Source organism: Nodosilinea sp. P-1105, from assembly GCF_012911975.1.
GTDB lineage: Bacteria > Cyanobacteriota > Cyanobacteriia > Phormidesmidales > Phormidesmidaceae > Nodosilinea.
The window spans coordinates 194,352-219,555 of record NZ_SMDQ01000001.1 but is presented as its reverse complement, the minus strand read 5'-3'; the positions used below and the strand labels follow the sequence as shown (position 1 = coordinate 219,555).

Annotated in this window: 29 protein-coding genes and 1 pseudogene; 10 read left to right on the top strand and 20 right to left on the bottom strand. The window is 55.2% G+C overall.

Going from position 1 to position 25,204, the window contains the following annotated elements:
• The first annotated feature begins 150 nt into the window (after positions 1-150).
• Positions 151-423, top strand: coding sequence for a DUF3493 domain-containing protein (locus tag E1H13_RS00950; RefSeq protein WP_169611505.1), 273 nt, complete (start codon positions 151-153; stop codon positions 421-423).
• A gap of 144 nt (positions 424-567) precedes the next feature.
• On the opposite strand, the gene uvrC is transcribed toward E1H13_RS00950, so the two are convergent.
• Entirely contained in the window at positions 568-2,478 is a 1,911-nt protein-coding gene (gene uvrC, locus E1H13_RS00945) for an excinuclease ABC subunit UvrC (protein ID WP_169611504.1), read from the bottom strand.
• A gap of 352 nt (positions 2,479-2,830) precedes the next feature.
• On the opposite strand from uvrC, the gene E1H13_RS00940 reads away from it, so the two are divergent.
• The gene (locus tag E1H13_RS00940; RefSeq protein ID WP_169611503.1) at positions 2,831-3,031 is read left to right on the top strand and encodes a hypothetical protein; all 201 of its coding nucleotides are present in this window, start codon (positions 2,831-2,833) and stop codon (positions 3,029-3,031) included.
• Between the two features lie 46 nt (positions 3,032-3,077).
• Here E1H13_RS00940 and E1H13_RS00935 read toward each other — a convergent pair whose 3' ends face one another.
• Both E1H13_RS00935 and E1H13_RS00930 read right to left on the bottom strand, forming a co-directional pair.
• The gene (locus E1H13_RS00935; protein WP_169611502.1) at positions 3,078-4,241 is read right to left on the bottom strand and encodes an LL-diaminopimelate aminotransferase; all 1,164 of its coding nucleotides are present in this window, start codon (positions 4,239-4,241) and stop codon (positions 3,078-3,080) included.
• An 11-nt stretch (positions 4,242-4,252) separates the two neighbouring features.
• The gene (locus E1H13_RS00930; RefSeq protein ID WP_169611501.1) at positions 4,253-5,026 is read right to left on the bottom strand and encodes a PspA/IM30 family protein; all 774 of its coding nucleotides are present in this window, start codon (positions 5,024-5,026) and stop codon (positions 4,253-4,255) included.
• 355 nt (positions 5,027-5,381) lie between these two features.
• On the opposite strand from E1H13_RS00930, the gene E1H13_RS00925 reads away from it, so the two are divergent.
• Positions 5,382-5,588, top strand: a complete 207-nt coding sequence (locus E1H13_RS00925) for a hypothetical protein (protein WP_169611500.1) — start codon at positions 5,382-5,384, stop codon at positions 5,586-5,588.
• Between the two features lie 30 nt (positions 5,589-5,618).
• Here the strand turns inward: E1H13_RS00925 and E1H13_RS00920 are convergent, their stop codons facing one another.
• Positions 5,619-6,113: a hypothetical protein gene (locus E1H13_RS00920; protein WP_169611499.1), complete on the bottom strand. Its 495-nt coding sequence runs from the start codon at positions 6,111-6,113 to the stop codon at positions 5,619-5,621.
• Positions 6,114-6,395: 282 nt separating this feature from the next.
• Entirely contained in the window at positions 6,396-6,890 is a 495-nt protein-coding gene (locus tag E1H13_RS00915; RefSeq protein ID WP_169611498.1) for a DUF1269 domain-containing protein, read from the bottom strand.
• Positions 6,891-7,055: 165 nt separating this feature from the next.
• Here E1H13_RS00915 and E1H13_RS00910 point away from each other — a divergent pair, with 165 nt between their 5' ends.
• The 3 genes from E1H13_RS00910 to E1H13_RS00900 all read left to right on the top strand — a co-directional run bounded on the left by E1H13_RS00910 (position 7,056) and on the right by E1H13_RS00900 (position 8,918).
• Positions 7,056-7,646, top strand: coding sequence for a GIY-YIG nuclease family protein (locus tag E1H13_RS00910; RefSeq protein ID WP_169611497.1), 591 nt, complete (start codon positions 7,056-7,058; stop codon positions 7,644-7,646).
• A 90-nt stretch (positions 7,647-7,736) separates the two neighbouring features.
• Positions 7,737-8,015 carry a hypothetical protein gene (locus E1H13_RS00905; protein ID WP_206069828.1) on the top strand — a complete coding sequence of 93 codons (279 nt, stop codon included), beginning with the start codon at positions 7,737-7,739 and terminating at the stop codon, positions 8,013-8,015.
• 435 nt (positions 8,016-8,450) lie between these two features.
• Positions 8,451-8,918 (top strand): hypothetical protein, encoded by a 468-nt coding sequence (locus E1H13_RS00900; protein ID WP_169611496.1) that lies wholly within the window; start codon positions 8,451-8,453, stop codon positions 8,916-8,918.
• A 76-nt stretch (positions 8,919-8,994) separates the two neighbouring features.
• Here E1H13_RS00900 and E1H13_RS00895 read toward each other — a convergent pair whose 3' ends face one another.
• Entirely contained in the window at positions 8,995-9,231 is a 237-nt protein-coding gene (locus E1H13_RS00895; protein WP_169611495.1) for a CDGSH iron-sulfur domain-containing protein, read from the bottom strand.
• A 37-nt stretch (positions 9,232-9,268) separates the two neighbouring features.
• Positions 9,269-9,973: a pirin family protein gene (locus E1H13_RS00890; protein WP_169611494.1), complete on the bottom strand. Its 705-nt coding sequence runs from the start codon at positions 9,971-9,973 to the stop codon at positions 9,269-9,271.
• 201 nt (positions 9,974-10,174) lie between these two features.
• Between E1H13_RS00890 and E1H13_RS00885 the strand changes: the two genes are divergently transcribed.
• On the top strand, positions 10,175-11,080 hold the full coding sequence (locus E1H13_RS00885) for a LysR family transcriptional regulator (protein ID WP_169611493.1): 906 nt from the start codon (positions 10,175-10,177) through the stop codon (positions 11,078-11,080).
• Here E1H13_RS00885 and E1H13_RS00880 read toward each other — a convergent pair.
• From E1H13_RS00880 to E1H13_RS00840, 9 genes are all read right to left on the bottom strand, one after another.
• Positions 11,077-12,384, bottom strand: coding sequence for a D-Ala-D-Ala carboxypeptidase family metallohydrolase (locus tag E1H13_RS00880; protein ID WP_206069826.1), 1,308 nt, complete (start codon positions 12,382-12,384; stop codon positions 11,077-11,079). The two genes, E1H13_RS00885 and E1H13_RS00880, sit on opposite strands and share 4 nt — an antisense overlap.
• Positions 12,385-12,657: 273 nt before the next feature.
• Positions 12,658-13,437, bottom strand: a complete 780-nt coding sequence (locus tag E1H13_RS00875; RefSeq protein ID WP_169611492.1) for an ABC transporter permease — start codon at positions 13,435-13,437, stop codon at positions 12,658-12,660.
• A complete protein-coding gene (locus E1H13_RS00870; RefSeq protein WP_169611491.1) occupies positions 13,434-14,357 on the bottom strand; it encodes an ABC transporter ATP-binding protein in 924 nt (307 codons plus the stop codon). Before E1H13_RS00870 ends, E1H13_RS00875 begins: the two co-directional genes overlap by 4 nt.
• A gap of 320 nt (positions 14,358-14,677) precedes the next feature.
• The gene (locus tag E1H13_RS00865; protein WP_206069824.1) at positions 14,678-16,015 is read right to left on the bottom strand and encodes a ferric reductase-like transmembrane domain-containing protein; all 1,338 of its coding nucleotides are present in this window, start codon (positions 16,013-16,015) and stop codon (positions 14,678-14,680) included.
• A gap of 407 nt (positions 16,016-16,422) precedes the next feature.
• Positions 16,423-16,644, bottom strand: coding sequence for a hypothetical protein (locus tag E1H13_RS00860; protein ID WP_169611490.1), 222 nt, complete (start codon positions 16,642-16,644; stop codon positions 16,423-16,425).
• Between the two features lie 157 nt (positions 16,645-16,801).
• Positions 16,802-16,975: a hypothetical protein gene (locus E1H13_RS00855; RefSeq protein ID WP_169611489.1), complete on the bottom strand. Its 174-nt coding sequence runs from the start codon at positions 16,973-16,975 to the stop codon at positions 16,802-16,804.
• 81 nt (positions 16,976-17,056) lie between these two features.
• On the bottom strand, positions 17,057-18,208 hold the full coding sequence (gene arsB / locus E1H13_RS00850; protein WP_169611488.1) for an ACR3 family arsenite efflux transporter: 1,152 nt from the start codon (positions 18,206-18,208) through the stop codon (positions 17,057-17,059).
• A gap of 18 nt (positions 18,209-18,226) precedes the next feature.
• A complete protein-coding gene (gene arsD / locus E1H13_RS00845; protein WP_169611525.1) occupies positions 18,227-18,559 on the bottom strand; it encodes an arsenite efflux transporter metallochaperone ArsD in 333 nt (110 codons plus the stop codon).
• Between the two features lie 69 nt (positions 18,560-18,628).
• Positions 18,629-19,000, bottom strand: coding sequence for a helix-turn-helix domain-containing protein (locus E1H13_RS00840; RefSeq protein WP_169611487.1), 372 nt, complete (start codon positions 18,998-19,000; stop codon positions 18,629-18,631).
• 91 nt (positions 19,001-19,091) lie between these two features.
• Here E1H13_RS00840 and E1H13_RS00835 point away from each other — a divergent pair.
• Positions 19,092-19,361: pseudogene (locus E1H13_RS00835) on the top strand (hypothetical protein); the annotation flags it as partial.
• A gap of 105 nt (positions 19,362-19,466) precedes the next feature.
• Here E1H13_RS00835 and E1H13_RS00830 read toward each other — a convergent pair.
• Together E1H13_RS00830 and E1H13_RS00825 are read right to left on the bottom strand one after the other, a co-directional pair.
• Positions 19,467-19,643 carry a hypothetical protein gene (locus tag E1H13_RS00830; protein ID WP_169611486.1) on the bottom strand — a complete coding sequence of 59 codons (177 nt, stop codon included), beginning with the start codon at positions 19,641-19,643 and terminating at the stop codon, positions 19,467-19,469.
• Between the two features lie 100 nt (positions 19,644-19,743).
• Complete coding sequence (locus tag E1H13_RS00825; protein ID WP_169611485.1) at positions 19,744-20,535, bottom strand: M15 family metallopeptidase; 792 nt, start codon at positions 20,533-20,535, stop codon at positions 19,744-19,746.
• 351 nt (positions 20,536-20,886) lie between these two features.
• Between E1H13_RS00825 and E1H13_RS00820 the strand changes: the two genes are divergently transcribed.
• Together E1H13_RS00820 and E1H13_RS00815 are read left to right on the top strand one after the other, a co-directional pair.
• Complete coding sequence (locus E1H13_RS00820) at positions 20,887-21,876, top strand: AEC family transporter (RefSeq protein WP_169611484.1); 990 nt, start codon at positions 20,887-20,889, stop codon at positions 21,874-21,876.
• A complete protein-coding gene (locus E1H13_RS00815; protein ID WP_169611483.1) occupies positions 21,873-22,376 on the top strand; it encodes a peptidoglycan-binding protein in 504 nt (167 codons plus the stop codon). The genes E1H13_RS00820 and E1H13_RS00815 overlap by 4 nt, the downstream gene beginning before the upstream one ends.
• Before the next feature lie 89 nt (positions 22,377-22,465).
• On the opposite strand, the gene E1H13_RS00810 is transcribed toward E1H13_RS00815, so the two are convergent.
• The gene (locus E1H13_RS00810) at positions 22,466-23,167 is read right to left on the bottom strand and encodes a pre-peptidase C-terminal domain-containing protein (RefSeq protein ID WP_169611482.1); all 702 of its coding nucleotides are present in this window, start codon (positions 23,165-23,167) and stop codon (positions 22,466-22,468) included.
• Positions 23,168-23,247: 80 nt separating this feature from the next.
• The gene (locus E1H13_RS00805) at positions 23,248-25,113 is read right to left on the bottom strand and encodes an ABC transporter ATP-binding protein (RefSeq protein WP_169611524.1); all 1,866 of its coding nucleotides are present in this window, start codon (positions 25,111-25,113) and stop codon (positions 23,248-23,250) included.
• Positions 25,114-25,204: the final 91 nt, after the last annotated feature.

The window sequence follows — 25,204 nt, the reverse complement described above, 5'->3', positions numbered from 1 at the left end:
TCAACTTCCCGGTGAGTATTTACACTCGGCTGGGGCCAGAATCTGAGGAACCTCCTTAGAAATGAGCGAACCGGGAGGTATAACAGTGCCAAGCAGCAAATCTTAGCGCTACTTGGGTTGTTCTATGTACTGACATTACAGGTTTTGTTGATGACCCCTAACCCTTCCCCCAGAGAGACACCACCTAAAGGCATGAGCCAGGAGAAATACGCCCGCCTCAAGGCAGAGGCAAAAGCGCCCTATAAAGGCTTACGCAAGTTTATCTACGGGGCCGTTGGAGCTTCAGGGATGATTGGAGCATTTATTTTTTTCACCCAGTTGCTGGCCGGACGAGATGTGAGTAGTGCTTTACCGAACCTGGCGGTACAGCTGGGGGTAATTGCTTTGGTGGTAGTCCTCTATCGGCTTGAAAAAAAAGACTAATAGTCTGTGACATCAGCCGCCCTGCCCTACCTGATACCTGGCACCTAGAACCTGACGCCATCGGCAAAGGTGGTCATATTTTTGGCAATTGGTATCGATACTTCCCACCTGCTCTGGGCAATCGCTCTATCAGGCCTGGACCGGTCAGCTGACCGGGTTGACCGACTCATCTGCGGGTTCAGCCTGGGGGTGAAAGTACTCATAGATTTGTCGAGCCAGTTGAGGCCCAATCCCTGGTACCTGGGCTAGTTGTTCGGTACTGGCTTCGCGAATGTAGTCGATGGAGCGAAAGGCGGCTAACAGTTCTTTTTGGCGGTGCTGCCCTAATCCTGGAATGTCAGAGAGGCGCGATCGCCGCATGCGGTCTGTGCGCTTTTTACGATGAAAGCTAATGGCAAAGCGGTGGGCCTCATCCCGCAGGCGGCGCAACAGTTGCACACCGGGTTGCTCGGCGTCGGTATTAAGGGGGTGAGACTCACCGGGCAAAAAGATTTCTTCTCGCTTTTTGGCCAGACTGACCACCTTTAGGTCTTGCAGCAGGTTGAGGTCTTTCAGCACCTTGACGACCGCCGACAGTTGCCCCTTGCCGCCGTCAATCATCACCAGGTCTGGCCAGTCGGGGTTACCGACTCTGGGTTGGTCGGGGTTAGCGGCATAGCGACGAAAGCGGCGGCGAATCACCTCAGCCATACTGGCAAAGTCGTCGGAGTGCCCGGCCTTGACCTCGGGATTTTTAATTTTGTAGTGGCGGTAGTGCTGCTTGGCGGGCATGGCATCCACAAATACCACCTGGGAGGCCACGGCGTCTGAGCCTTGAATGTGGGAAATGTCGTAGCCTTCGATGCGCTTGGGTAGATCAGGTAAATCAAGGGCGATCGCCAGATCCTGTAGCGCCTGGGTATTGCGATCGGCCACCGCCTGGGTGCGGGCCAGTTCATACTGGGCATTGCGCTCGACCATATCAATTAGGTCGGCCTTGCTCTGACGCTGGGGGATCTCCACTGACACTTTGCGGCCCCGTCGCTGGCTCAGGTATTCTGCCAGGATGTCCCCGTCTGGCAGGTCATGCTGGGCCAAAATGACCGAAGGAATTTCCACCGCATCAACGGTTTGGTAGTGGTCTTCCAAAACCCGTTGTAAAATTGCCCCCGGTGAGCCCGATTCAGCATCGGCTACAAAGCCCAGGCGACCCACCAATCGGCCGGCCCGCACCTGAAAGATCTGGACACAGGCATGTTTGGCGTCTGCCGCCAGGGCGATCGCGTCTCGGGAGACCGTATCGTCCGGCAGGGCGACTTTCTGGTCGGCACAAAGGCGCTCTAACCCACGAATCTGGTCTCGTAGGCGGGCCGCCTGTTCAAACTTCATCTCCGCTGCCGCCTTTTCCATGTGCTGGGTCAAAATATCCACCAACTCAGTGGTGCGGCCCTGAAACACCATCACCACCCGCTGCAGGGTCTTGTGGTAGTCCTCTGAGGAAATCAGCTGCTGACATACCCCTGGACAACGGCCAATGTCGTAGTTGAGGCAGGGTCGGTCTCTATGGACTGGCTGGGGCCGTTGCCGCAGGGGGAAAATTCGCTTTACCAAACTCAGGGTGCTGCGCAGCAACCCGACATCGACGTAAGGGCCGTAGTAGCGGTCTTTCAGGCTTTTGCGCCGCTTCCGGGTAATAAAAATGCGGGGATAATCTTCGGACCAGGTGACGCAGAGATAGGGATACTTTTTGTCGTCTTTGAGTAAGACGTTGAAGTGCGGTTGGTACTGCTTGATCAGATTGGCCTCTAGGGCCAGCGCTTCCGCCTCAGTGTCGGTGACAATAAACTCAATCTCCACCACCTGCATCACCATTACAGCAATGCGCGGCATGTGGCCGTGAAAGTCCCGGAAGTAGGAGCGTACCCGAGTACGCAGGCACTTGGATTTACCGATATATAGGGTTTGGTCCCGGGCATCCTTCATGAAGTAGACCCCAGGCTCCTTGGGGATCTCCTTGAGGCGAGCATCTAGACGCTCAGGATCATTCACTAATGTGGGCTGAACCGCAGAACTCACTAGGCTATGACAACTGTTAAACCACTGTATTTACTAGGATACTGGTAAACCCCCTGACCGTGATCGTGAGGCTGTGCCCTCTTGGCTACTTAATTCTGGCTCCTGGCCTAGTCAGGATTTCTCGGCTTAACTGTCACGCCTTTAGAGCAAACCCCTGCTGTCTCTGGCTGATCAGTACTTACACGGAGTCGATCCCACCGCCAACCACTCAATAGATAAAACGGGTTCAGCCATAACAACTAACTTTTGCCAGAAAATCTAGACTTTTGGCCCTATTCCAGGAAAGCGTCTTCAGCTAGAGTGTAGTAATTGTCACATCGTTTCTGAATGGTCGTCACAAGGAATTATGATTATGGATTGGCAAGAGTTTGAGACCAGCTACCGAGAGCAAACACGGGATATTTTGAACCGTTTGCAGTCAACCATGTTGGTATCGTCCCAGTTGGAGGCCGCCCTAGCGGAGATTCACGAGTCGGTACAAAGCTTAACCCGTGATGTGGAGGCGTTTCTAGCCGAGCAACGGCCAGATGCTAACTCGGAGAATGGGGTATAGGGAGGGGTCCTGAACTCAGCCTTTCGCGGTTGAGCAGAAACCAGCCCTACACAAATTGAGCCAGCTTTTGGATTGCAGCTTCTAGCGTTTCAGGGGGATGCACTAGGGCAATGCGCACATACCCCTCACCAGTTTTGCCAAAGCCAATCCCAGGGGCTAAGGCCACCCCGGTTGCTTGCACCAGTTGGGTGCAAAACGCCATGGAGTTCTGGGACCAAGCTTCGGGAAGTTTGGCCCAGATGTACATCGTGGCCTGGGGCTGGTCCACAGTCCAGCCGATCTGGTGAAGTGCCTGTACAGCCACATCTCGCCGTTGGCGGAAGGTGTGAATCATGTGCTGTACGGTATCTTGGGGACCGGTCAAAGCGGCGATCGCCCCCCGCTGAATGCCGGGGTATTGGTTAAAGTCCACATTGGCTTTCACTTGGCGCAGGGCCTTGATGATGGCGGCGTTGCCGATGGCATAACCGATGCGAAACCCGCCCATGTTGTAAGACTTAGACATGGAGAAGAACTCGATGGTGCAGGTCTTTTGGGGATCCGCCTGTAGCACCGACAAGGCCGGTTGGCCGGTAAAGGTCAGGTCGGCATAGGGAAAGTCATGGGCCAACACCAGGTTATGGTGCTGGCAAAAGGTCACCGCCTCCTGCCAAAAGCTCAAGGGAGCCATGGCGGTAGTGGGGTTATGGGGATAGCTCAAGACCATCAAGCGGGCTTGCCCTAGAACAGCCGCAGGAATATCCTCAAAGTTGGGTAAGAAGCCATGGTCAGCCCTGAGGGCCATGGGATAAATCTGACCATTAGCCAGATAAACGCCGCCAGCATGGGACGGGTAGCCCGGATCCATCAGCAGGGCAAAGTCCCCGGGGTTGAGCACCGCCAAGGGAAGGTGGGCTGTACCTTCCTGAGAGCCAATCAGCAACAGTACCTCGGTCTCGGCATCCACCGGCACACCAAATTTACGGGTATACCAGGCAGCGGCTGCTTGACGAACGGCCTGGGTGCCCGAGAACAAGCAGTAGCCATGGGTACTGGGATCGGGCAGGGCAGCGGCGATCGCCTCTAACACATGGGGCGGGGTCGGCAAGTCTGAAGAGCCTAGAGACAAATCGATAATGGTCTGTCCTGCGGCCCGGGCGCTGGCCTTAGCCCGATCCATGTCGGCAAAGACGTTCCCCTGCAGCGGCTGCAGTCGTTGGGCAAGTTGCATGGTGTTTTAGCTTAATCCAGCTGATCAATTTGGGCCCTGAGCTCTTCTAATTCAGCATCCACGTCGGCCCCTTGGGGAGAGGACTGAGCGGTTTCGCTGCCGGGCAACTGCCCTTGATCGACGCTGCCCCCAGATAGCTGAGCCTTCATCGCCGCCAACTCTAAGTCCACATCGCCGCCAGCTTCCAACTTGGCAAACTGACTTTCTAGATCTGACCCGGCCAACTCTGCGGCTGCTTGGGAGGTGGCCTCCATTTGCATCACTTTTTCTTCCATGCGCTCAAACGCAGCCATGGCACTGCTGGTGTTCATGCTGGCAGTGGTGTTTTGCAACTGCTCGTTAGCCTTAGCGGCACTGGCCCGAGCCTTGAGCATATCTTTCTTGGTCTTAGCTTCTGAGAGCTTACTTTCAAGGCCAATTAAGTTGCGCTTAAGCTGCTCTACCGTAACACTCTGGGTGTCAAGCTGGGCTTTCAGGGCGGCGGCCGTTTCCGCTTGGGATTTTTTGCGGCCTAGGGCCTGACGGGCCAGGTCTTCATCGCCTTTTTGCAAGGCTAACTGAGCTCGCTGCTGCCAGGTGTTGGCATCATTCTGAGCCTTATCATATTGCTGCTGAACCCGCTTCTGACTGGCGATCGCGCCAGCAACAGCCTGACGCATTTGCACCAGGTCCTCTTGCATGTCGATGATGGCCTGATCCAGAATCTTTTCTGGATTCTCCGCCGAACTCACCGCGGCATTTAGGTTAGAGCGAATCACTCGGCTGACGCGATCAAATAACCCCATGATGTGCTGCTTCCTTAATCTGGTGTTGCCATGGTCCATCCCTAGTCTACAAAAACTCTGGACGATCGACTGACCGAACCGCCCAACTAAAACTCATTGCCTGATTTTAGGACGGCACAAGTAGGACGGCACAGGAGCAGTTGAGTAGAGGCCGTCGCCAACATGGGACAAGATACTGCAAGTGTGTAATCAGCGATGACGGACAACGACGTTTCCCCTACTCCACCGCCCCAGCAGGCTGTTGGAGCTAAGCAAATTGCCCTCGGCTGTGGCGGATGTTTAACCCTATTGTTGCTCATCGGCCTCGGGGTAGGGGTGCTGAGTAGAAGGCAATTATCAGCTGGCGGAGGAACGGGTGGAGGAGCGCACCCTCTGTGGTCAGCCAGTCGCGGTTGTGGCGCAAACTGGACGGTTTGAGCAAGCGCAAAGTACCCATGACGCCACCAGCCTATTGGCCTTTGTGGAGCACAACGACCAAGCCCAGTTTGCCTGGATACTAGCCCAAGGAGAAGCGCCTGAAGCCACAGCCGATCAGGTCTTCAACAGTTTGGATTGCCACTAAGTATCGGCCTATTTGTACGAGGAAAGGTGATTAGGGGCAAGCAGCCACGCCAATCGTATAGACGTTGCCATTAACGCCCCCTACCCGGACGTTGACCACTGATGGCTGTCGTCCAGTGGGTGACTGAAACGGAATTGAGAAGGTGACCCCAGCTTGCACATCCGCTCGGGTGCTAAAGGCTGGTTCTGAGGCCCCTGTGGGCAACCGCAAATTAACCGACATTTCGTAGGTGGCGGTATTTTCGGGGGTAATAATGGCCACAAAATACCGAAAGGGTTGGTTACCAGGCACTAAGAAATCCGTATTCCAGTTGTTGCTGCCCAGCACCCGATTTTCAATCCGTTTACGGACTTCAGTATCCCCAGTAGTGATTTCCTGTAGGGCCACACAGGTAGGGTCTGCGGTAGCTTGTGCCACTGCAGAAGGGGACGGCGATGGCTTGGCGGCGGCGATGGCTAGCCCTGGTAACAGGGTGAAGCCAAGGCCAAGGCTGATGCCTAAAACCCCAATCTTGCGCAGATTCATGATAGCGGTCCTTAAACTAGCGAAAATGAAAGATTAAATCTACAGGCTGGCGAGAGACATGAAAACTAGCGGCATTAATAATACCTGAATGTCCCCCCAATGGCGGTGGACATTCAGGCATTGTTTCGACGATGGTTAAGCCCACGGCGATCGCAGTTCCCGGCCATGACACCCTACTGTAACAGCGGGCTGACGGGCTCTGTCCCCTCCCTCGGAGGGGTGTTCGGAGGGCAGGGTGGGTCACTACAGCTGTCGGCCCTAAAATTAAAACTTGACGCCACACTAGATTTCAGCGCCGAAGTCTTCCCGCAGTTTTGCTTCCTGCTCAGTGGAGAGGTTGGATTGAATTAGCTCACCTTTTTCTGAATCAGAAAAGGCCGCGCTAACTTTATCCACTGTGACCTGGCCGGTCAGCAGGAATAGGGCCGAGGTGCCTTCGGTGACCTTGTCCCGCAATTCTTTGATGAAGTCGTCGTCAATGCCATAGTCGGTAAATTTGCCAGATAAAGCTCCTGCGGTGGCACCGACAATCATGCCGAATAGCGGCACCAAGAAAATCAGGCCAAACAGCATCCCCCAAAAGGCACCCCCTAAGGCCCCAACGCCCACTGTGCTGACCGCTTGATAGGTTTTAGGTTTTTTCCGCCCTGTGGGCCACGTGACGACGGCGGCGTCTAGCACCTGAATCAACTCTTGCTTGGTTAGACCTTTCAGCTTTTCCAGGGCATTTTCAGCCCCGTCAGCGGTATCAAACTTCCAAACCGTTAACGTTGACATATGATTCTCCGAATAGACAGCAAAACATTGGCAGACCAACCATAGGACAAGAATGTAAGAAAGTTATAGGGCCATGGGCTCATACCTGTGAATATTTTCTTCTGGGCCACCACACCTAGTGAATTTAGCCTATCATCAGGACCGATAACCGCTATCCCTAGGTCTATGCCCTCCGACTATCAACCCTCTTTATTGTCTGATGCTGATCAACGGGCGGCCGATGTGTCGTGGGCCTATAACCGCTCATCGGCCTCAGCGATTCCCCGATCGGAGTTGGTCACCTGGAAGCAGCGGGTGGCCCAGTATCAGCACCAGGTGCGATTAACCCCTCAGGCCCAACAAGGGGCATTGTTTGACATGGCCCCGGCCCCGGCCTCGGTGGAAACCATCGATCCCTTTACCTTGCCCCCTCAAAATGCAGCGTTTTGGCGCGGGCAGTTCGACGAAGCCGGGGGGCCGGCTCTCTACTTTGTGATTGATGACGCCGCGGTTGTACTGCTGTACGTGGGTGAAACGATTAAGGCGAATCAACGGTGGAAAGGGGTGCATGATTGTAAGCGCTACATTCTCAGCTACATTGAGGCCCACCGTAGTCACCAACTGTCGGTAGCGGTGAATATTAGCTTTTGGCCCCATGCCGCCGCCGATCGTCAGGCCCGACAACGGCTAGAACTAGACCTGATTCGACACTGGCGATCGCCCTTTAACAAAGAAAATTGGACCCTGTGGAATACCCCATTTGTGCAAGCGGAGTAGGGGGCTTGTTCACGACTTTTTAAGTTTTCCCGACTTGCCCGGTGTCCTTCGTTAGGCTAAAAGATGATCCCCCTTCAGGCAGGTGCTGCCGTGAGCATTACGAACGATTTGTTTCAGCGGGCCAATGACCTATGTCGTCGCCGTGCCTACGAACAATGGCACCGTGGTCAGAGTAAGCAGCAAATTCTGCGATCGCAAGTTGGCTTTAAAGATCCCACCTCCAGCCGCCCTAAGCCTTGCCAGGGGTGTCAGAACTACCACGGCATCGCCTACGGTCAGAGCAAAGCCAAACGGCAACTTTTGGTATGTGCCCTGCACCCTTACGGCTGGGCAGCCCCCGCCCCTTGCCCCGACTGGACGGGTGATTGATCCTAGTACATTGTGGCATGAGTCGGTCAACTATTCCTGATACCTGACACCCAGAACCTAACACCCTCTATGAATGTGGTCGTATTTCTGCTAAAACGCCGGTACAGATCCCAGGGTTCTGTCCTGGAGTGCCCCAAAGTTAATGGTCAATGAACTCAAGAACCCTGGGATCTTGGCATACTGTACCGATTCCCTAGGCGTTACTAACGCCATACTAAGACTTGTAAAGGAGAATGTAGTGGCGTTTTCTCGTTGGGAACCTTGGGTAAGCAGTGGTAAGGTGACTTCTAGGAAACTTTCTCCCGAGTGGTGGGCATTGCCCACCCTACGAAAGCTATGATCGCTGACAACAAGCGGGATTGTCTTTCTCAGAAATCTCCTAAGTACTGCATTGATAGAGTGGCCCCAGGCCAATTGCACCCAAGGAAGGACGCCATGAACAATACATTAATGGACGCGATTAAAGAAGCCGATGGACGTTATCTAAACGACATTGAACTACGCTCTTTTGACGAGTTAGCCACAGCGTTTCAGACTCGGGTAGCGACCTACACCTCTATCAAAGAGCAGAACAAAACGCTGGTACTCAATGCCCTCCGCCGCCTGATTCAAACCCCCCATCGCCAAGTCGTACAGGAGCATGGCCCCCAATGCCAGCGGGATATGATGTTTACCCTGGAATATATTGCCAAAGGGGTGCTGCTAAACGATCAAGATGGATTTATGGAAGAGTATTTAGTGTGGATGCAGAACATCATCCGGGCTTTTCACCGTCAAGACGCTTGTGTGGTGGCCTATCGCATGTTGAAAGAGGAAGTGCGCAGCAACATCCCTGGGGAGCAGGCGAATTTGATGGGTATTTATTTAGATAAGTTAATTGAAGCGCTGGATACCGGTATCTAAGTCCTTGTGATGTCCCGATGGGCACGGAAGCTTTGCCTACAGAGGCATGGTGTTATTCTGAAATTCCCTTAAGCCCTCACAGCTGGGCGTGGTTACCGTCGCAGAAGGGCGGGTTATCGGTATGCTTGCAGGCACACAGAGCCACCTGCTGCTTTTCTTCAAGGGTAAATTTCATGGGAGTAAAGTCAGTGCCCTGGTGTGACCCGTCACAAAACGGCTGATTACTGGATTGACCACAACTACACCAAAAATAGTCTCCCGCCTCCAGTTCCATCACCACAGGCTTTTTGTCGGCAATAACTGGTTCAGACATAGTTCTCTCCTTAAAACAATAACAATCGGATCAAACCCTACACAGCCAGATCAAACAGCAGCACTTCGGCTTCAGTGGCGGTGCCTACCAGGGTTAAGCCCGCCACATCTGTGATCTCAGCCCCATCCCCAGCGGTTAGGGGATGACCATTGAGGGTAATGCCTCCTCGGACGACCTGCACCCAGACGCCTCGTCCAGGGGCAATGGCATGGTCCACCGTTTGCCCCGCAGTCAAGATCGCTGCATACAGGTTGACATCTTGATGAATGGTGACTACTCCATCCCCCCCCTGGCGTGAACCAATCAGGTGCAGGTGCCCTTGTTTGGCTTCAGGGGAAACATGAATTTGCTCGTAACTGGGCCGAAGCCCAGCGGTTTCTGGCAGAATCCAAATTTGGAGGAAGTGCACTGGTTCTGTGGCGGAGGCGTTGAATTCGCTGTGGCGAATACCTGTGCCGGCAGACATCCGCTGCACGTCGCCAGGGTGAATGGTGGAGCCCCCACCAAGGCTGTCTTGGTGGTCTAGCCCCCCCGATAGCACGTAAGTCATGATCTCCATGTCGCGGTGGCCATGGGTGCCAAATCCCTGTCCAGGGGCTACCTTGTCTTCGTTAATCACCCGCAGGCTGGCAAAGCCCATGTGGCGAGGATCGTAGTAGTGGCCAAAGGAAAACGTGTGGCGACTATCTAGCCAGCCAAAGTCAGCAACGCCGCGATCGCTGGCTGGACGAACAGTAATCATCAGATACCTCCTACCTGGGTCATGTCCATCCATGTCACCGCTATCTGTGTCAATGGATGGTCTTTGTTCGACTCAATGATCCAATTAAAATCATCCTATACTGATTCTGTTTAAGAGACAATAGTAGATTTTATTGACGTATTGTCTCTTTTAGGTCGACAATTGAGATCGTCTTTCTGTGACCAGTTGGCACGTTTACCCATGGATAAGCTTGAAAGCCTCCGCGCCTTTACCCAGGTGGTTGAGTCTGGCGGGTTTGCCGCTGCGGCCCGGGCTATGGGGCTGTCGCGATCGGCCGTCAATAAGTTGGTGCTAAACCTGGAGGCCTATTTGCAAACCCAGTTGCTATACCGCACCACTCGCAAAGTCACCCCCACCGATGCCGGTCGCGCTTTTTATCAACGGTGCACAGCGATTCTGGCCGATTTAGAAGAAGCGGAGCTTGCCCTTTCGCGCTTGCAAGCAGAGCCCAAGGGGAGCCTGCGCATCAATGCGCCGATGACCTTTGGCACCCTGCACCTGGCCCCCAGGCTGGGGGAGTTTATGGCCCAGTACCCTGACCTGAAAATCGAGTTAGTGCTCAACGATCGCTTTATTGACCCAATCAATGAAGGTTTTGACGTTACTGTACGCATTGCCCAAGCACCGGTAGCCAGTGGTCTGATTGTGCACCAGCTGGCCCCCAGTCCAGTGGTGCTTTGTGCGGCCCCCGCTTACCTGCGCCAACACGGTAGTCCCACCACCCCCGAACAGTTGCAGCAGCATGCCTGTCTACATTACGGCCCGATGGCACCAGGTATCCCCTGGTACTTGACGGGGCCTGATGGCACCAACCATGGAGTTATGGTGCAAGGTCCGCTGTGCAGTAATAATGGTGAAGTGCTGCAAGCATCTGTTTTAGCTGGGTTAGGCATTGCCCTGTTGCCCACATTTATTGTGGGCGATGATTTGCGACAGGGGCGCTTGCACCGTATCCTAACGGACTACCAACCGGCACCGTTAAGCATTTATGCCCTGTACCCAGTGAACCGGCATCTATCCACCAAGGTGAACGTATTCATAGAGTTCTTGCAACGGCGTCTGGCCAATCCAGAGGCCATCCCTTAAAACCCCCAGGTCCGGCGGGGACCAATATCCAGGTGAATCACCCTAGGCATGTTGCTGTAAATGCCGATGCCCCCAGGCCAGGTGAGCATAATCGCATTGGCGACCTGTCGGCCATTCAGCCCTTGCACCTGCACATCAACGGCACGACCTGAGAGATGTTGACTGAAGGGGGCACCACCCACTGAGGCATTAACATCCGGCGGGCGATACCAAGAGTTGACCTGAAATGGACGACCCAGGCGGTTGCGTACAGGTTGCAGGGCACTGGCTAGGGCCAGAATGTTCTCTACAATGTCGCGGGTGGGTGGAATTCGAGTGGCGTTGCGGGTGGCCTCACCCCAGGTGAAGCTACCATTGGGGATGATTGGCTGGTCGGTGTAAAAGGTGGAGGTAAAGCCGGGTAGCCGAAACGGCGTGCCGGAGTATTGGGGAGCGGTGGGTGGCGGGGTTGGGGGTGGGGTGGTGGGGCGAGGATAGACCACCTGTCCGGCCTGTTCGACCCGGGCGTGGCCGTCGAAGATGTACCAGGTGTTGAAGCCAAAAATATTGTCTTTGACATATTTCAGAGAAAACCGAATGTGGCGGTTGAAGGATCCCTGGGCATCGGCAAAGGCATAGCTGCCCAAAACCAATTCGGTACCGGCACTGGCGGGGGGACGCTCGTTGGCGGGAAGCTCAGCGGCAGGCACTGGGCGGCGCTTGAATACCGTGTTCTCTGTCACCCGTAAAATGAAGGCGTTGGGATCTTCGGGAGGGTAGACAATATCGTCGTCAAAGGTAACGAAGGCGTGGGGGGTAAACACAAACCAGGTGCTCAGGCCATTCACAAAGTCGATGGTGTTGCGAATGGCAAACTTGATGTGGTTGTTAAAGTTGCCCTGGGAATCGGCAAAGGCATAGGAGTGGAGTTGGAAGGTTTGCCCCCGCTGCACCGGTACTGTCTCACTGGAATCCAGCAGACTTGAGTCCAGGGGGCGGCGCTTGAGTAGCGTGTATTGGTTTATCCACAGAATCGGCATACTTTCCTGGTCTTCCAGGGGGTAAACCACTTCCCCGTCCGCTTCCACCTGGGCGTCGAGGCTAGAGACAAACCAGGTGTTGAAGCCGTTAATGGTGCGATCGCGCAGGGCAAATTTAATGTGGCCATTAAAGCTACCGTCAATGTCGGCATAGGCGTAGGAGTGCAACGGGTAGGTACTACCCGCATTGATGGACACTTGCTCGTTGGGTTGTAGCAGTGCCGTGGGTTCAGGCCTGAGCTTGAACACGGTGGCTCGATTCACCCGTAATACTTTTTCAGCCATAGGTTTGCTGTCTATCCTTCGCGATCGCTGGTCAGCCTGGCCGGCTGAGGGATATGGCGCTGGTTAGATAGCTGGGCATCAGCGAGCTGGTTAGCTCAGACCTGGGGTGCTATCTGACTGGCAATGGCCATATCACCCGTAGGTGCTGTGGTTTGCCCCAAACTCGGTGGCAATGGCCATAGCAGAGCTACAAATCCCACCCATAATAGCGGAGGGATCGACAACCGCTTATACCCAAGGGCATATACTTGGGGCTGCCCTGCTGCCATGGGCTTAGCTGAACAAGCGGGGATAGATGCGCAGAGCGGCCAGGCGGGCCATCAGCACCAGCCACCCCAGCAACCACAGCAGGGACCATGGCCACCAGGGGGGCAGCCCCAAAGGCCAGCGGAGTAAATCTACCAGGGCGGCGAGGGGCAGCAAATCAGCCACCCTTTCCAGTAAGGGAGGTAGGGTATCCCGGGGAAAGTAGGTGCCTGAGAGGGTAAACATGGGAATCACCACCAGGAAGATGGGCACATTCACCTGGTCAACCTTGTTTACGGCCCCCGCTACCAGCAGGCCAAAGGCCCCAAATAGCAAGCTGCCCAACACAATCAGCGGTAGGGACAGCACCAGGCTAGAGGGGGCGTAGAGGTTGGCAATCACCGCCACCAGGCCAGTCAGAGTGCCAGCGATGGTACCCTTGGTGGCGGCCCAAAACCAGTCTCCCAAAAAGACATCTGTGAAACTGAGGGGGGCGGTGAGCAGCGCCTGCCAGGTCTTTTGGAAGTTCAGCCGAATAAAACTGCTGTAGGCTCCCTCAAAAAATGATTGAAACAGTACGCCCACGGCAATCATGCCGGGGGCAATAAAGGTGGCGTAGGGGACCTGCTGGCCCAAATAGTCTACGCCGCCAATCAGGGGGGTGAGGCCGTAGCCAAAGGCCAGCAAATAAACCACGGGCTCTGAAATTGGCGGCAGACAGTTGACTAACCAGGTGCTGCGATACACCTGAAAATGTCGCCACCAGACCGAATAGACGCCCCAGGGGGTGGCACTGGTTAATTTCATTCCAACAAACTCCCGGTCAGGCGCAGAAACACATCTTCTAAGTTAGCGGGTCGCCGCAGCAACCGCTGGGGGTGGTGGGCCTCGATGGCATTCCACAGCAGGTCGGCGGTGGGACTGGGTAGGGTAACCAGGTGACCGCTGCCAAAGCTGCGACACCAGGCCCCATGGCGCTGGGCCAGGGTTTTCAACAGGTCGGCGGCGATGCCCTCCACCTCGGCTACCTCTTGGCCAATCACCCGTTCCACCAACGCTTCTGGCGAGCCTTCATCGATCACTTTCCCCTGTTGGAGCAGGAGAATGCGATCGCACAGGCGCTGAGCCTCATCCATGTAGTGGGTGGTGAGCAAAATGCCACAGCCGCTGGCCTTGAGGTGCTGCACCAGGCGCCAAAAATCCTGCCGGGCATCGGGGTCAAGGCCGGTGGTGGGTTCATCTAAGAACACCAGCTGAGGTTGGTTGAGCAGGGCTCGGGCCAGCACCAACCGCCGCTTCATGCCGCCGGAGAGTTCATCCACCTGGGCCTGGGCGCGATCGCTCAAGTTTACTAGGGCCAGTAGTTCGCCGGCCCGTTGTTTGGCCGCTTGACCGGTAATCCGGTAGTGGTGAGCAAAATGGGTGAGATTTTTAAACACCGTAAAGTCAGGGTCCAGGTTGTCTTCCTGGGTGACGATGCCCATCTGGGTGCGAGCCTGGGGGCCCTGAGTCGGCATCTGCCAGGGGCCAAACTGGACAAAACCGCGACTGGGGACAACGGTGCCAAATAACATACCCACGGTGGTGGTTTTACCGGCCCCGTTGGGTCCCAGTAGGCCGACAATTTCCCCCGGCTGTAGGGTAAAACTAATGCCCTGCACTACGGGGGTGTCGCCGTACTGCTTCCATAGGTCATAGGCGGTTAGATTCAGCATTTCAGTAGCCATCGGGCAGCTTGGAAACAGAACATTATGGAAACTTTATCTAGATAACATTCAAATCATCCTGATTAGTCTAGCGATTTGAGAATGATGAAACGGTAGATGCACCCTGATTAATTCCCTGGCCTCTGGTTGGGGAATTTTTTTTATCTGCAATGCAGGCACCAGACTATAGGCATCAGGCCCCTGCTATCCCTTCATTCTTTGGGGGCGCTGCGCGTTTCACGTCGCTTGCGCAACGACATTCCCCCTCCTGCGACAAGCTCAGCACATCACCTGGGGTTGCTGCGTAAACAGGGCATGCTTTTGTCTTCTGCCTGACTGTTTTAGGCCAAGTTAAAGTGTTCCATATGGACGTGGGTGACTGGTACCTCCAACTCAAACAGGGCCCGCTCTACCACATCCATCATCACAGGAGCAGCGCAAATGAAATACTGACGACTGCCACGGTGGTGAGGAATATGGCGTTCTAGGAGGGCTTTGTCCACATAGCCGGTTTCCCCCTGCCAATCTTTGGGGCCTTCACGGGGAATGTAGACAATGGTCAAGTCGAGCTTGGCTTTGAATGCTTCTAAGTCTTCGCGGTAGGTAAAGTCGTCCCACGATTGGGCCGAGTAAATCAGCAAGAAGGGGCGATCGTCTTTGCGTTCGGCGGCGGTCACCAGCATGCTATGCATGGGGGTAATGCCGACCCCACCAGCAATTAACACAAACCCAGCAGTATCCCAGTAGCGCTCGGTGGTAAAGACGCCGTAGGGACCGTCCAGGTAGGCCTTGGTACCCGGCTTCACATCTTTGATGCGGCTAGTAAAGTCCCCTAGGGCTTTGATGCCAAACTCGATGCGATCGCCGCGATCGCCATTGGAAGACATGGAAAACGGATGCTCTCGCATACTCAGGGGCGTAATGCCTAGGGTGAGCCAAGAAAATTGCCCCGGATCAAAGGTGAAGCCGTCATGGCCCATGGGCCGCAGAGCCAGGGTCCAGACGTTACCCCGCTGGGGTTTAACCTCTTCTACTAAGTAGGGCTTTTTGGTTAGCATCCAGGGTTTGACCAACCGCACATACAAAATCAGCCACAGGGCGATCGCGATAAACCCAGACCAGAGCACAATGGTCCAAAACTGACCCAGATAAAACCCCACCCCAATACCATGGCCAAACCCCAGGCCAACAGCCACCACGGCCAGTCCGGAGTGAGCGGCTCGCCAGGGTTCGTAGGGAATACGCAACTGTCTGCGCCAAATGGTGGTCACCACCATGAGACAGAACGCCAGGGTGCTGATCACCGCCAGGCGGGCTCGCCATGGGGCCTCTGGAAAATTGAGCAGTTCTAAGGTTTCCGGCCGAGTGACAAACAGAATCAGCGGATGAATGATCACCAGGCCAAAGGCAACTACCGAGGTGTAGCGGTGAAACAACAGCAAAATATCAATGCCATAGGAGGCTTCGATGCGGTTAACTCTGGCGGCTAGAACAAACTGTAAGGCCATTAGAGCCAGGCCAATAAACCCCAGTGCCACGGAAAACTCAGTCCAAAAGCCTCTGGGGTCTGGGGCAGGATGCAATAGCACTACCCCCAGGGGCAGCAGACAGATCACCATATAGGCCAAAATCCACAGGGCGGCTAGGGCAATGGGGTTGTGCATCAACAACCGTTGCATGGTAAGGGCTCCAGATACATTCAGCGGTTTTTCTCTGACCGGATTACCTCTGCGCTAGTCGCCCAGGTTAATGCACCCAAGGGATGACCGATTTGAGGACAGCGATCATGCCCCTAAGCTTACTCGGAACCCTGGTTCCTTCGATATATCCCAAGATAGACATCCGCAGAGCGTGGCTTTTGATGCCAACGGTAACCAGTCTTATTTTGGGTTTCCTGCCCATTCATCTCTTTGTTTGAGGAGGCGATCCTTAGGGTCTGCCATTTCCCCGGCCCCAGCACCAGCGAGTAGTGGGGCGAGACTTGACGGTGCCCCACTGGCGATCGCTCAGGTACGGCCCCCACTTTTGCTAGGGAGTCTGGGGGTTTTGGGCCGCTTGCAGACGCTGATGTTCTGGGATCATGGGGTCAGCTCGTGAAATAGGTCCACACATCGATACCGTCAAAGATTAACGAGATTGTCGTCAGCCCCGACCAGAGGAGCAGATAGCTCTGAAACAGACCGCTGGCATTGGGAATGGCCAGCAACACCACGATCAGCAGGGGCACCCACAGACTATGGCCCAACCCCAAAATTTTGGTGAACCCAAACTGGGCATAGAGGGCCATCATCGCCAGGGCAGAGACCATAAATATGGCCAAAATAGCTTGAGCTAGTGGCTCAGCTCAAAAGGCAAGGCTGATCAGGTTAACGGCCATTAGCAGCATCACCCAAATTGGTATCCAACGGGGCTGCTGAAACAATTCTGTGAAAAAGTTAAGGGAATTTTTCATGTTACCTATCGGCTTAAATTTCGCGCTCGCCCTCAAGCCTGAACCTGGGTTCTGGGGCGGGGGCCTGGGTGGTGCCAAAGGACAGTCCTTCGCTGGAATAGCTGGTGCCAAAGTTTTCAGCTAGTTTCACTACCTGGTGTAGGGCTGAGCGCAGATCGTTCGCTTGCAGTGAGGAAAGCGGGTGCATAAACGCTGCCCCGCACCGACACCACGGAACCGCTATTGCTGGGTGGCTCGACTGGGTTCGGCAGGGGCGTGATCATGCTTCTTAGCTCAAGATTTGGCAGCGGGGATCGTGCAGACTGGCTTTCTCGGGTTCGCGGGGAAACCAGAAGGCGGTGCGTTTACAAATTTCCACCAGCATCAGCATTACCGGCACTTCAATTAGCACCCCGACCACCGTAGCGAGGGCCGCACCAGAATTGAGCCCGAACAGGGTAACTGCCGTGGCGATCGCCACCTCGAAGTGGTTGCTGGCCCCAATCATCGCCGCCGGGGCCGCATCTTCATAGGATAGCTTGAGTTTTTGGGCCGCCCCGTAGCCAATTAAGAAAATGAAGTTGGTTTGAATAAACAACGGTACCGCAATCAGGACAATGTGCAGCGGGTTGTTGACGATCAGCTCGCCCTTAAAGGCAAACAGCAGCACCAGGGTAATCAGCAGGGCCGAAATCGCCACCGGGTCGAGGTACTTCAAAAACTTGGTGTCAAACCATTCTTGCCCCTTGTGTTTCAAAATCCAGTGGCGGCTGTAAACCCCACACAACAGCGGCAGTCCCACATAGATCAGCACTGATAGCACAATGGTGGCCCAGGGCACCGATAGATCGCTGGCCGAGAGCAACCAGCGGCCCAGGGGGGCATAGATAAACAGCATGGCCAGCGAATTCACGGCCACCATCACCAGCGTTAACCCCTGGTTACCAAAGGAGAGGTAGCCCCACATCAGCACCATTGCCGTGCAGGGGGCAATGCCCAGCAAAATGGCCCCGGCAATGTAGGAATCTGCGATCGCAATCTCTTGCCCTCGAATTAGCTCGGTGCCGGTGATCAAAGGCCGAAACAAATAGCCCAGAAAAAATTGGGCAATCACCAACATGGTGAAGGGCTTGATCAACCAGTTGACCACCAGGGTGAGGGCCACGGGCTTGGGAGCGCGAAAGGCTCGATCAATCTGGGTGAAGTCAATTTTCACCATGATCGGATACATCATGAAAAATAGGCAGATGGCGATCGGGATCGACACCTGGTAGATGCTCATGGCATCTAGCGCAACGGCCACCCCCGGTAACAACCGCCCGATGGCAATTCCCACCACAATACAGATCAGCACCCACAGGGTGAGATAGCGCTGAAACACACTGAGTGTTGCATTGGGTTGATTGATGGACTGCTGGTTATTAGGATCTGAAAGACTCATGCATCACTCCTGAATTATTCAATGGCTTGACCCATGAGCTGAACTAGGGGCAATCCCAATCCAGGCGCCCAGTTCCTCCCGAGTGGGATAGCGACCCGACAGCAGCGCTTCGCCATCTACCAGCACCAGGGGTAGCGCAGCTTCCCCGGTTGTTTCTAAGGCGCTTTTCACCACTGGGTTTTCGGCAAAAGCCAGGGGCTGCTGGGTCAGGCTGAATCGCTCGATCTGCCCTCCAGCTTGCTGTGCCCAATCCACATCCGCCGCAAAACTGACTAACGCTTGATCGACATCGGCACCACACACCCCGGTGTTGCAGCACAAGGGCGGGTCATACAGTTGGATCATTTTGATTTTCCTTGAAATATTGAAATAAAAGTCATAGGGCAGAATTGGCCAATCTGATCGCGCTCCTGTCAGAGGTCAGGCATTCTCGAGGGCTAGAGCGATCGAGGGCTGTACCGCTTCTGAGCAACTCGACATCACAGGTACCTCCGGGCAGGGGCCAAGGCTATCCACACAACATTCCGCCGTTAGGTAGTTAACCAAGTCCATCATCAACGCCGTGTTGGCCCGATAACGCTGAAAGCGTCCCTCTTGCTCGACGCTCAATAGGCCAGCGTGGGTCAGCGCCTTAAGGTGAAAGGAGAGATTGCTGGGCGGCACATCAAGGGCGACGGCAATATTCCCTGCGACCATGCCCCGCGCTCCCTTCCTGACTAGCAACCGGAACACATCGAGCCGCACACCGGAGGAGAGGGATTCAAAAATAGAGGTGGCTGTATTTCGTTCCATAGGCACAACCATACCACTCTATTCAACTATCCAATAACTATTGAAATATTTTTTCATGAGTAGATATACTTAACTACATAATATCTGGGCAGCGTTGGCCATGGTGATGGGTTTAGCGGTGATGGTCTATACTCTGGCCCAACGGCAACTCCGGCAGGCGTTGGCAGAGGCCAATGAAACGGTGCTCGACCAGCGCAAGCAGCCTACCCAAACGCCTACTTTACGCTGGATTTTTCAATCGTTTCAGGCCATTCATCGGGTTGGGCTCAACGGCCAAGTTCACATCTCTAATTTAACCCCTGAACGACTGAAGGTCTTGAGGTGCCTCGGGTGCATCCCACTTTTGCAGCCCTCACCCTAAATCCCTCTCCCAGAGCGGGAGAGGGACTTTGAATCCGGCCCCCCTTCTCCCAAAATGGGAGAAGGGGCTGGGGGATGAGGGCCAACTTACAAAACTGGGATGCACTCAGGTTCCTCGGCGCTCCTTGCCAAAAATATTATCTGACGGGTTGATCAACCTGCGGAATGTCCGCTTTAAGGTTCCATCAACTAATTTTTGGGAGTGATCAACGGTGCCATTCTGGTAGGCCAGGTAATCTTCAAACCTCAGCACCTGATTCACGTTAGGGTTGGTGGCAGCCATCAGACCAGGGTTGCTATGGGCTAGCGCTACTAAGAATTATAGTTATTTTCCTATGCCCACCTGGGGGGCTGGCGTGAAATTCAAGCCAGAAAATTAACGATTAATCACCGTAGAATGTTTCTAGGCTGTGGCGATCGCCCACATAGCGCCAGTGCCAAGGTTCAAAAGCTACCCCTTGAAAATTGTCGGGTGGAAAGGATAGTTCAAACCCAAACCGCACCGCATTCTCCTCTAACCAGGCGTAGGCGCTGGTGTCGGCAAAGCTGGTATTCAGGTGGGTATTGGGCTGGTTGGCATCGCCCACATCGATAGCATAACCAGTATGGTGCTCGCTGTAGCCGGGGGGGGCGCTGACTTCGGCCCGGGTTTCGGGGGTTTGGCGACGCTGGGCCCTAAGGCTAAAGAAAATCGTTTCTTGCTCGGCGTGGGAGCGATAGCCCGACAGGGGAACCAGCCGTATGCTGGCCGCGGCTGCCGCCTGGGTCATGGCCTCAAATTCTCTGGCCGCTGCGGGTCGCAGGCGAATGCTGCGGTTGGCGGACAAACTAACCAGATCGTCCTCAGGGGCTTCCTGATGGGCGCGATGGCCCAGTAAGAACCGACTAGAGGGAGCCCATTGGACGGCCCGATCGCGATCGCTAGGTGTTTCCCCCTCAATATCGCTCAGTGCCCCTGGATTGACCATCGTTTGAAACGGGGCCACAAATACGGTGCTAGACACCCGACTGGCTTGCAGCCAAACGACAAAACTGGTCACAGCGATGGCCAGCAGTACCAGTCCCAAGAGCTTGCCCAGCAGCTTAGAGCGCCGGTACCACGGCAATGACTGCCCCGCTCCAGGGGTTAGGGGCAGGTCGCGGGTGGCCTGGGGAATGTCGTCGAGGTGCGCCATAGATCAACCGTTGCTGAGACCCGTCAAAACTCTACTATTATGCCTGCTGAATTCCCCACTCAAGTCCACCGTCGCCATCAACTTAGTGGACTTCTGGAAAACTGTCTACCCAATGATGGCCACAACCCACCCCAACTAACCATCCCTGACCCCTGACCCCTAAAACGCCGGTACAGATCCCAGTGTTTCCTGGGGCTGGTGGGCAGAACCCTGGGATCTTGACATACTGTACCGATGCTCTAGAGCCCGACATCCTCCGCCTGGTCTTCGAAAAGCTGCGATCGCTCGCCCCTTGACGTCACCCAGTTATCCCCCCACCATAAAGACGCCGTCACACCATCATGGACTGCCGTGCTGCCACCACTCTGGGTTTTGCTCCAGCTTTATTTGCCCATTGCCATGGGGGTGTTGGCCGGGGTTGGCCTGGGAACCCTGTTGGCCCGACTGGCTTACCGGCCTGGCTATATAAGTACCCTGCACCAGCAAGTTCCCCTCACCCTGGGAAAATTTCTATTTTGGGTGGGCATTCCCCTGAGCATTGTCGGTTTTATGCGGCGGGCAGACCTGTCGGGGAATCTCTATCTGGCCCCAGCGGTAGCTTGGGCGGCTATTTTTTTAGGGCTGGGGTGCAGTCGCCTGTGGATTCACCTGCACCACCGTCAGTGGCCACGGCCCACCCAAGGTAGCTTTTCCCTGGCGGCCATGCTGGGGAATACGGGCTACATTGGCTACCCTGTGGTGCTGCTGCTGCCCCAACTGGGGGTTGAGGTGTTTGGCTGGGCCCTGTTTTACGACGCCCTGGGTACCCTGCTCGGATCCTATGGTCTGGGGGCCGTGTTGGCCTCGACCATGGGCCGGCAAAGCCCTAAAGCAACCGGCCAATGGTGGCAGTGGCTACGGGAAATTGTGCGCAACCCGATTATTCTGGCCTTTGGCGCTGGGCTGGGCCTCCAAGCTCTGACCCTGCCAATTTGGTTAGACGACGGGCTTTACCGCCTGGCTTGGATAATTGTGATGCTTTCATTGGTGTTAATGGGTTTACGAATTCAGCAGCTGACCTCCTGGCGGTTACTGCGCCCGGCTGCCGCCGCTGTGGGCATTAAGATGCTGGTTTTACCCCTGGCGGTGGGCCTGGGGTTAACCGCCCTCGGGGTCGATGGCCCTCCCCGGTTAGTGATGATTTTGCAGGCCGGTATGCCCTGTGCCTTTTCTAACTTAGTCTTGGCCGAGGCCTACAACTTGGATCGGGATCTAACCGTCACCTGCGTGGGGTTAAGTTCTGTCAGCTTATTGCTCACCCTGCCCCTGTGGCTTTGGGGCTTTGCTGGAGGCTGGCTATGACCCTTCCTGCAAGCCAACTCCCCCTTTTCCTGATGGTCCCGCCTTCCGTTGATGGACTGATCGAGGTCGGGAACCAGGGGGATGTGGTCGCCCAGGTGCAAACGATCTTAGTTTACCTAGGCTTTTACGATGGCCCCGTAGATGGGGTCTACGGCCCCAGTACTGTGGCGGCGGTGGTGGCCTTTCAACAGCAGCATGGCCTCAATGGTGATGGCATTGTAGGGGCTAGGACCTGGCAGGCTCTGGCGATCGCTCAGGTCCCGCAATCGGCCCTACAGTCGCTGACGACGGTCAATACCCAGACCCTAGACTTCACCCCAATGATCTTTAATTACGGTACACCGCCCCCTTCTCCCCTGTGGTTGGTACTGATGCCCTTAGTGCCGGTGACTGGCGCGGGGCTCACCTATCTGTATCATCAGTGGCATCACCGTCGGTCTGCCTCTGTCTCCCAACGGCGCAAACCACGAAAAAAGCGCAAAAAAAATCCCATGGCATAGCCGATGGGACTTTCTGGGTGCATCTACCATTCACCTCTTCTTCCCTGACGCTGGCCGATCCGGAAAGGTTGCCCGAAACGCCGGAATTTCTATGGGTCAACCAGGCGGAGTAGTTGCGCTTGTTCCCGTAGCGACTCAGCCCAGTTGTCCGACCCACTGGCTTCCATTAAGTCGGCGGCCTGCTCAAAGTCGGCAATCACCGCTTCCCGGGCCGCCGCCGGAATGTCTGCGGGGCTTTCAATTTGATCCCCTTGTTCCAGATAGACTTGACCTAAAACCGCCTGGGCTCGCCCCAAATAGGCAGAGGACTGCTCAGGGTCCAGATCAATGGCTTCGGTGTAAGCGGCGATCGCCCCGTCAAAGTCTTCCACCATCATCAAGTCTTCGGCGGTGGCAAAGGTCAACTCAAAGGGAGTGGAGGCGCGCACCACCAAATCATAGTCGCCACCATCGCCGGCAAAGGAACGGGCGACGACAGTATAGGTATCATCGGCGGGCAGGGTGACAATAATCTTGGAGTTTAAAGACCCGCCAAAGTCGTCGTTAAAGGCAACCTCTTCACCATTGGAGTCCAACAGCAGTAACACTGGATCAAAATCATCACTCTCCAGGGTGATGGTCAGTTCCTGCCCTTCTGTGCCCTCAAAGGTGTAGGTGGCCTCGGCCGGGGTAATAGTACCCTGATTTTCCAGTAGGGTTTCAGCTAGCAGCGGTTGGGGCATCGCCATCCCCAGCCCGCTTAAGGTGACTGAGATCGCGATCGCCTGCAAAAAGCGCCGTGCAGAACCCATGGGGCCTCCAGAATAAGAATAATAAGTGTCAGCAGCCTAACACAGGCGGTCAGCTGGAGAAAACCGAGGTGGACAGCCGCTTAACTGGCTAAGGCACGACTTGCTTGCAGCATCTGAATCCGCTCCAGAGTACCCACCGGAATAGCATTGATCAACTGTTGAGTGTAAGGCTTTTGCGGCTGGTGATAAATGGCATCGGCGGGGCCGATTTCTTCCACCCGGCCCCGGTTCATTACCATAATCCGATCGCTCATAAATTTCACGACCGCCAGATCGTGGGAGATAAAGATATAGGTGAGGCTGAATTCCACTTGCAGTTCCTTCAGCAAGTTCAAGACCTGGGCCTGTACCGAGACATCCAGGGCTGATACCGACTCGTCACAGATAATGAATTTGGGATTGAGGGCCAAGGCCCGAGCGATACAAACCCGTTGCCGTTGCCCCCCAGAAAACTCGTGGGGGTAGCGATTCATGCAGTCGGTGGGGAGCCCAACTCGCTCTAGCAAATAGGCCACCCGCTGCCGCTGGTTGGCTTTACTCTTGACCACCCCATGAATTCTAAGCGGTTCAGCAATGGCCGCCCCCACGCTCATGCGCGGGTCGAGGGAACTGTAGGGGTCTTGAAAGACAATCTGCATATCTCGCCTAAGTTGGCGGAGTTGGCGTGAATTTTGAGCCAGCACATCGCGCCCTTCAAACCAGATTTTGCCCCCCATAGCCGGGACCAGTCGCAGCAGGGCTCGACCCAGGGTGGTTTTACCACAGCCCGACTCTCCCACCAGGCCAAAGGTTTCCCCTTTCTGGATCTGAAAGGAAACATCGTTCACCGCCATCACATAGCGGCGAGTTTTGCCAAATACCCCCCGCACGGGGTAACCCACCTGCAAATTTTCCACCGCTAGCAGGGGACCGTTGGTGTCTAACCGGTGGACCCGAGCTTGCAATTCGGCGTCAGTCACCGGGGCAAAACGCACCTGGTCATCGGCATCCAGGGATTTTTCTTGGCCATCAGCCGCCATAAAGTCGGCCACGGTGGGCAATAGTCGCAGTCGCTGGTCTGGCTGGGGGCGACAGGCCAGTAGCCCTTTGGTGTAGGGATGTTGGGGATGGGCAAAAATATCAAACACTGACCCGGCCTCGACAATTTCCCCCTGGTACATGACCGCCACCTGGTCGGCAATTTCGGCAATGATGCCCAGGTCGTGGGTGATGAAGATTAACGACATGCCCCGGCGATCGCGTAATTCCCGCAGCAGATCCAGAATGGTCGCCTGGACAGTCACATCCAGGGCGGTGGTGGGCTCATCGGCAATCAGCAGGGCCGGGTTACAGGAAATGGCCATGGCAATCATCACCCGCTGAATTTGGCCCCCCGACAACTCGTGGGGGTAGCGCTCCAGTATGGCCTGCTGGCGCTGGGCGATGTCAGCCTGCACAGCTTCCGGGTCTAAGTTAGGAGAGTCTTCTAGAATCGTGGCCCGCAATTCTGCCACGGTCGGCAGTAGCTTCACCTCGGTGAGTCGGGCGATCGCCTGCTGACGAGCCGCCTCCTTGGTGATGGTCTGGTGCTGGCAAATCGCTTCCACCATCTGAAAGCCAATGGTATACACCGGGTTCAGGGAGCTCATCGGCTCCTGGAAAATCATCGACACCTGCCCGCCCCGATACCCTTGTAACTTCTGCTCAGGCAAGGTGGCCAAGTCAACCCCGGGGTCCTGGCCTGGTTTAAACCAAATTTCCCCGCCCACAATCTGCCCCGGAGGAGAAGGCACCAACCCCATCACCGCCAAAGAGGTGACCGACTTACCCGAGCCCGATTCGCCGACAATTCCCAGGGTTTGCCCCCGACCCACCTGAAACGAAATGGACTTGACGGCCTGAATCAGCCGATCGTCCACATGGAAATGAACACTGAGATTTTTAACGGCGAGAATGGTGTCATTCATCGGGTTTGTGTCAGACGTATCCACAGGCGTACAGTTTACTTATTATTTAGCGCTAATCTAAGTCCAAGAGTGGTGCTCTATCTGGAAACCG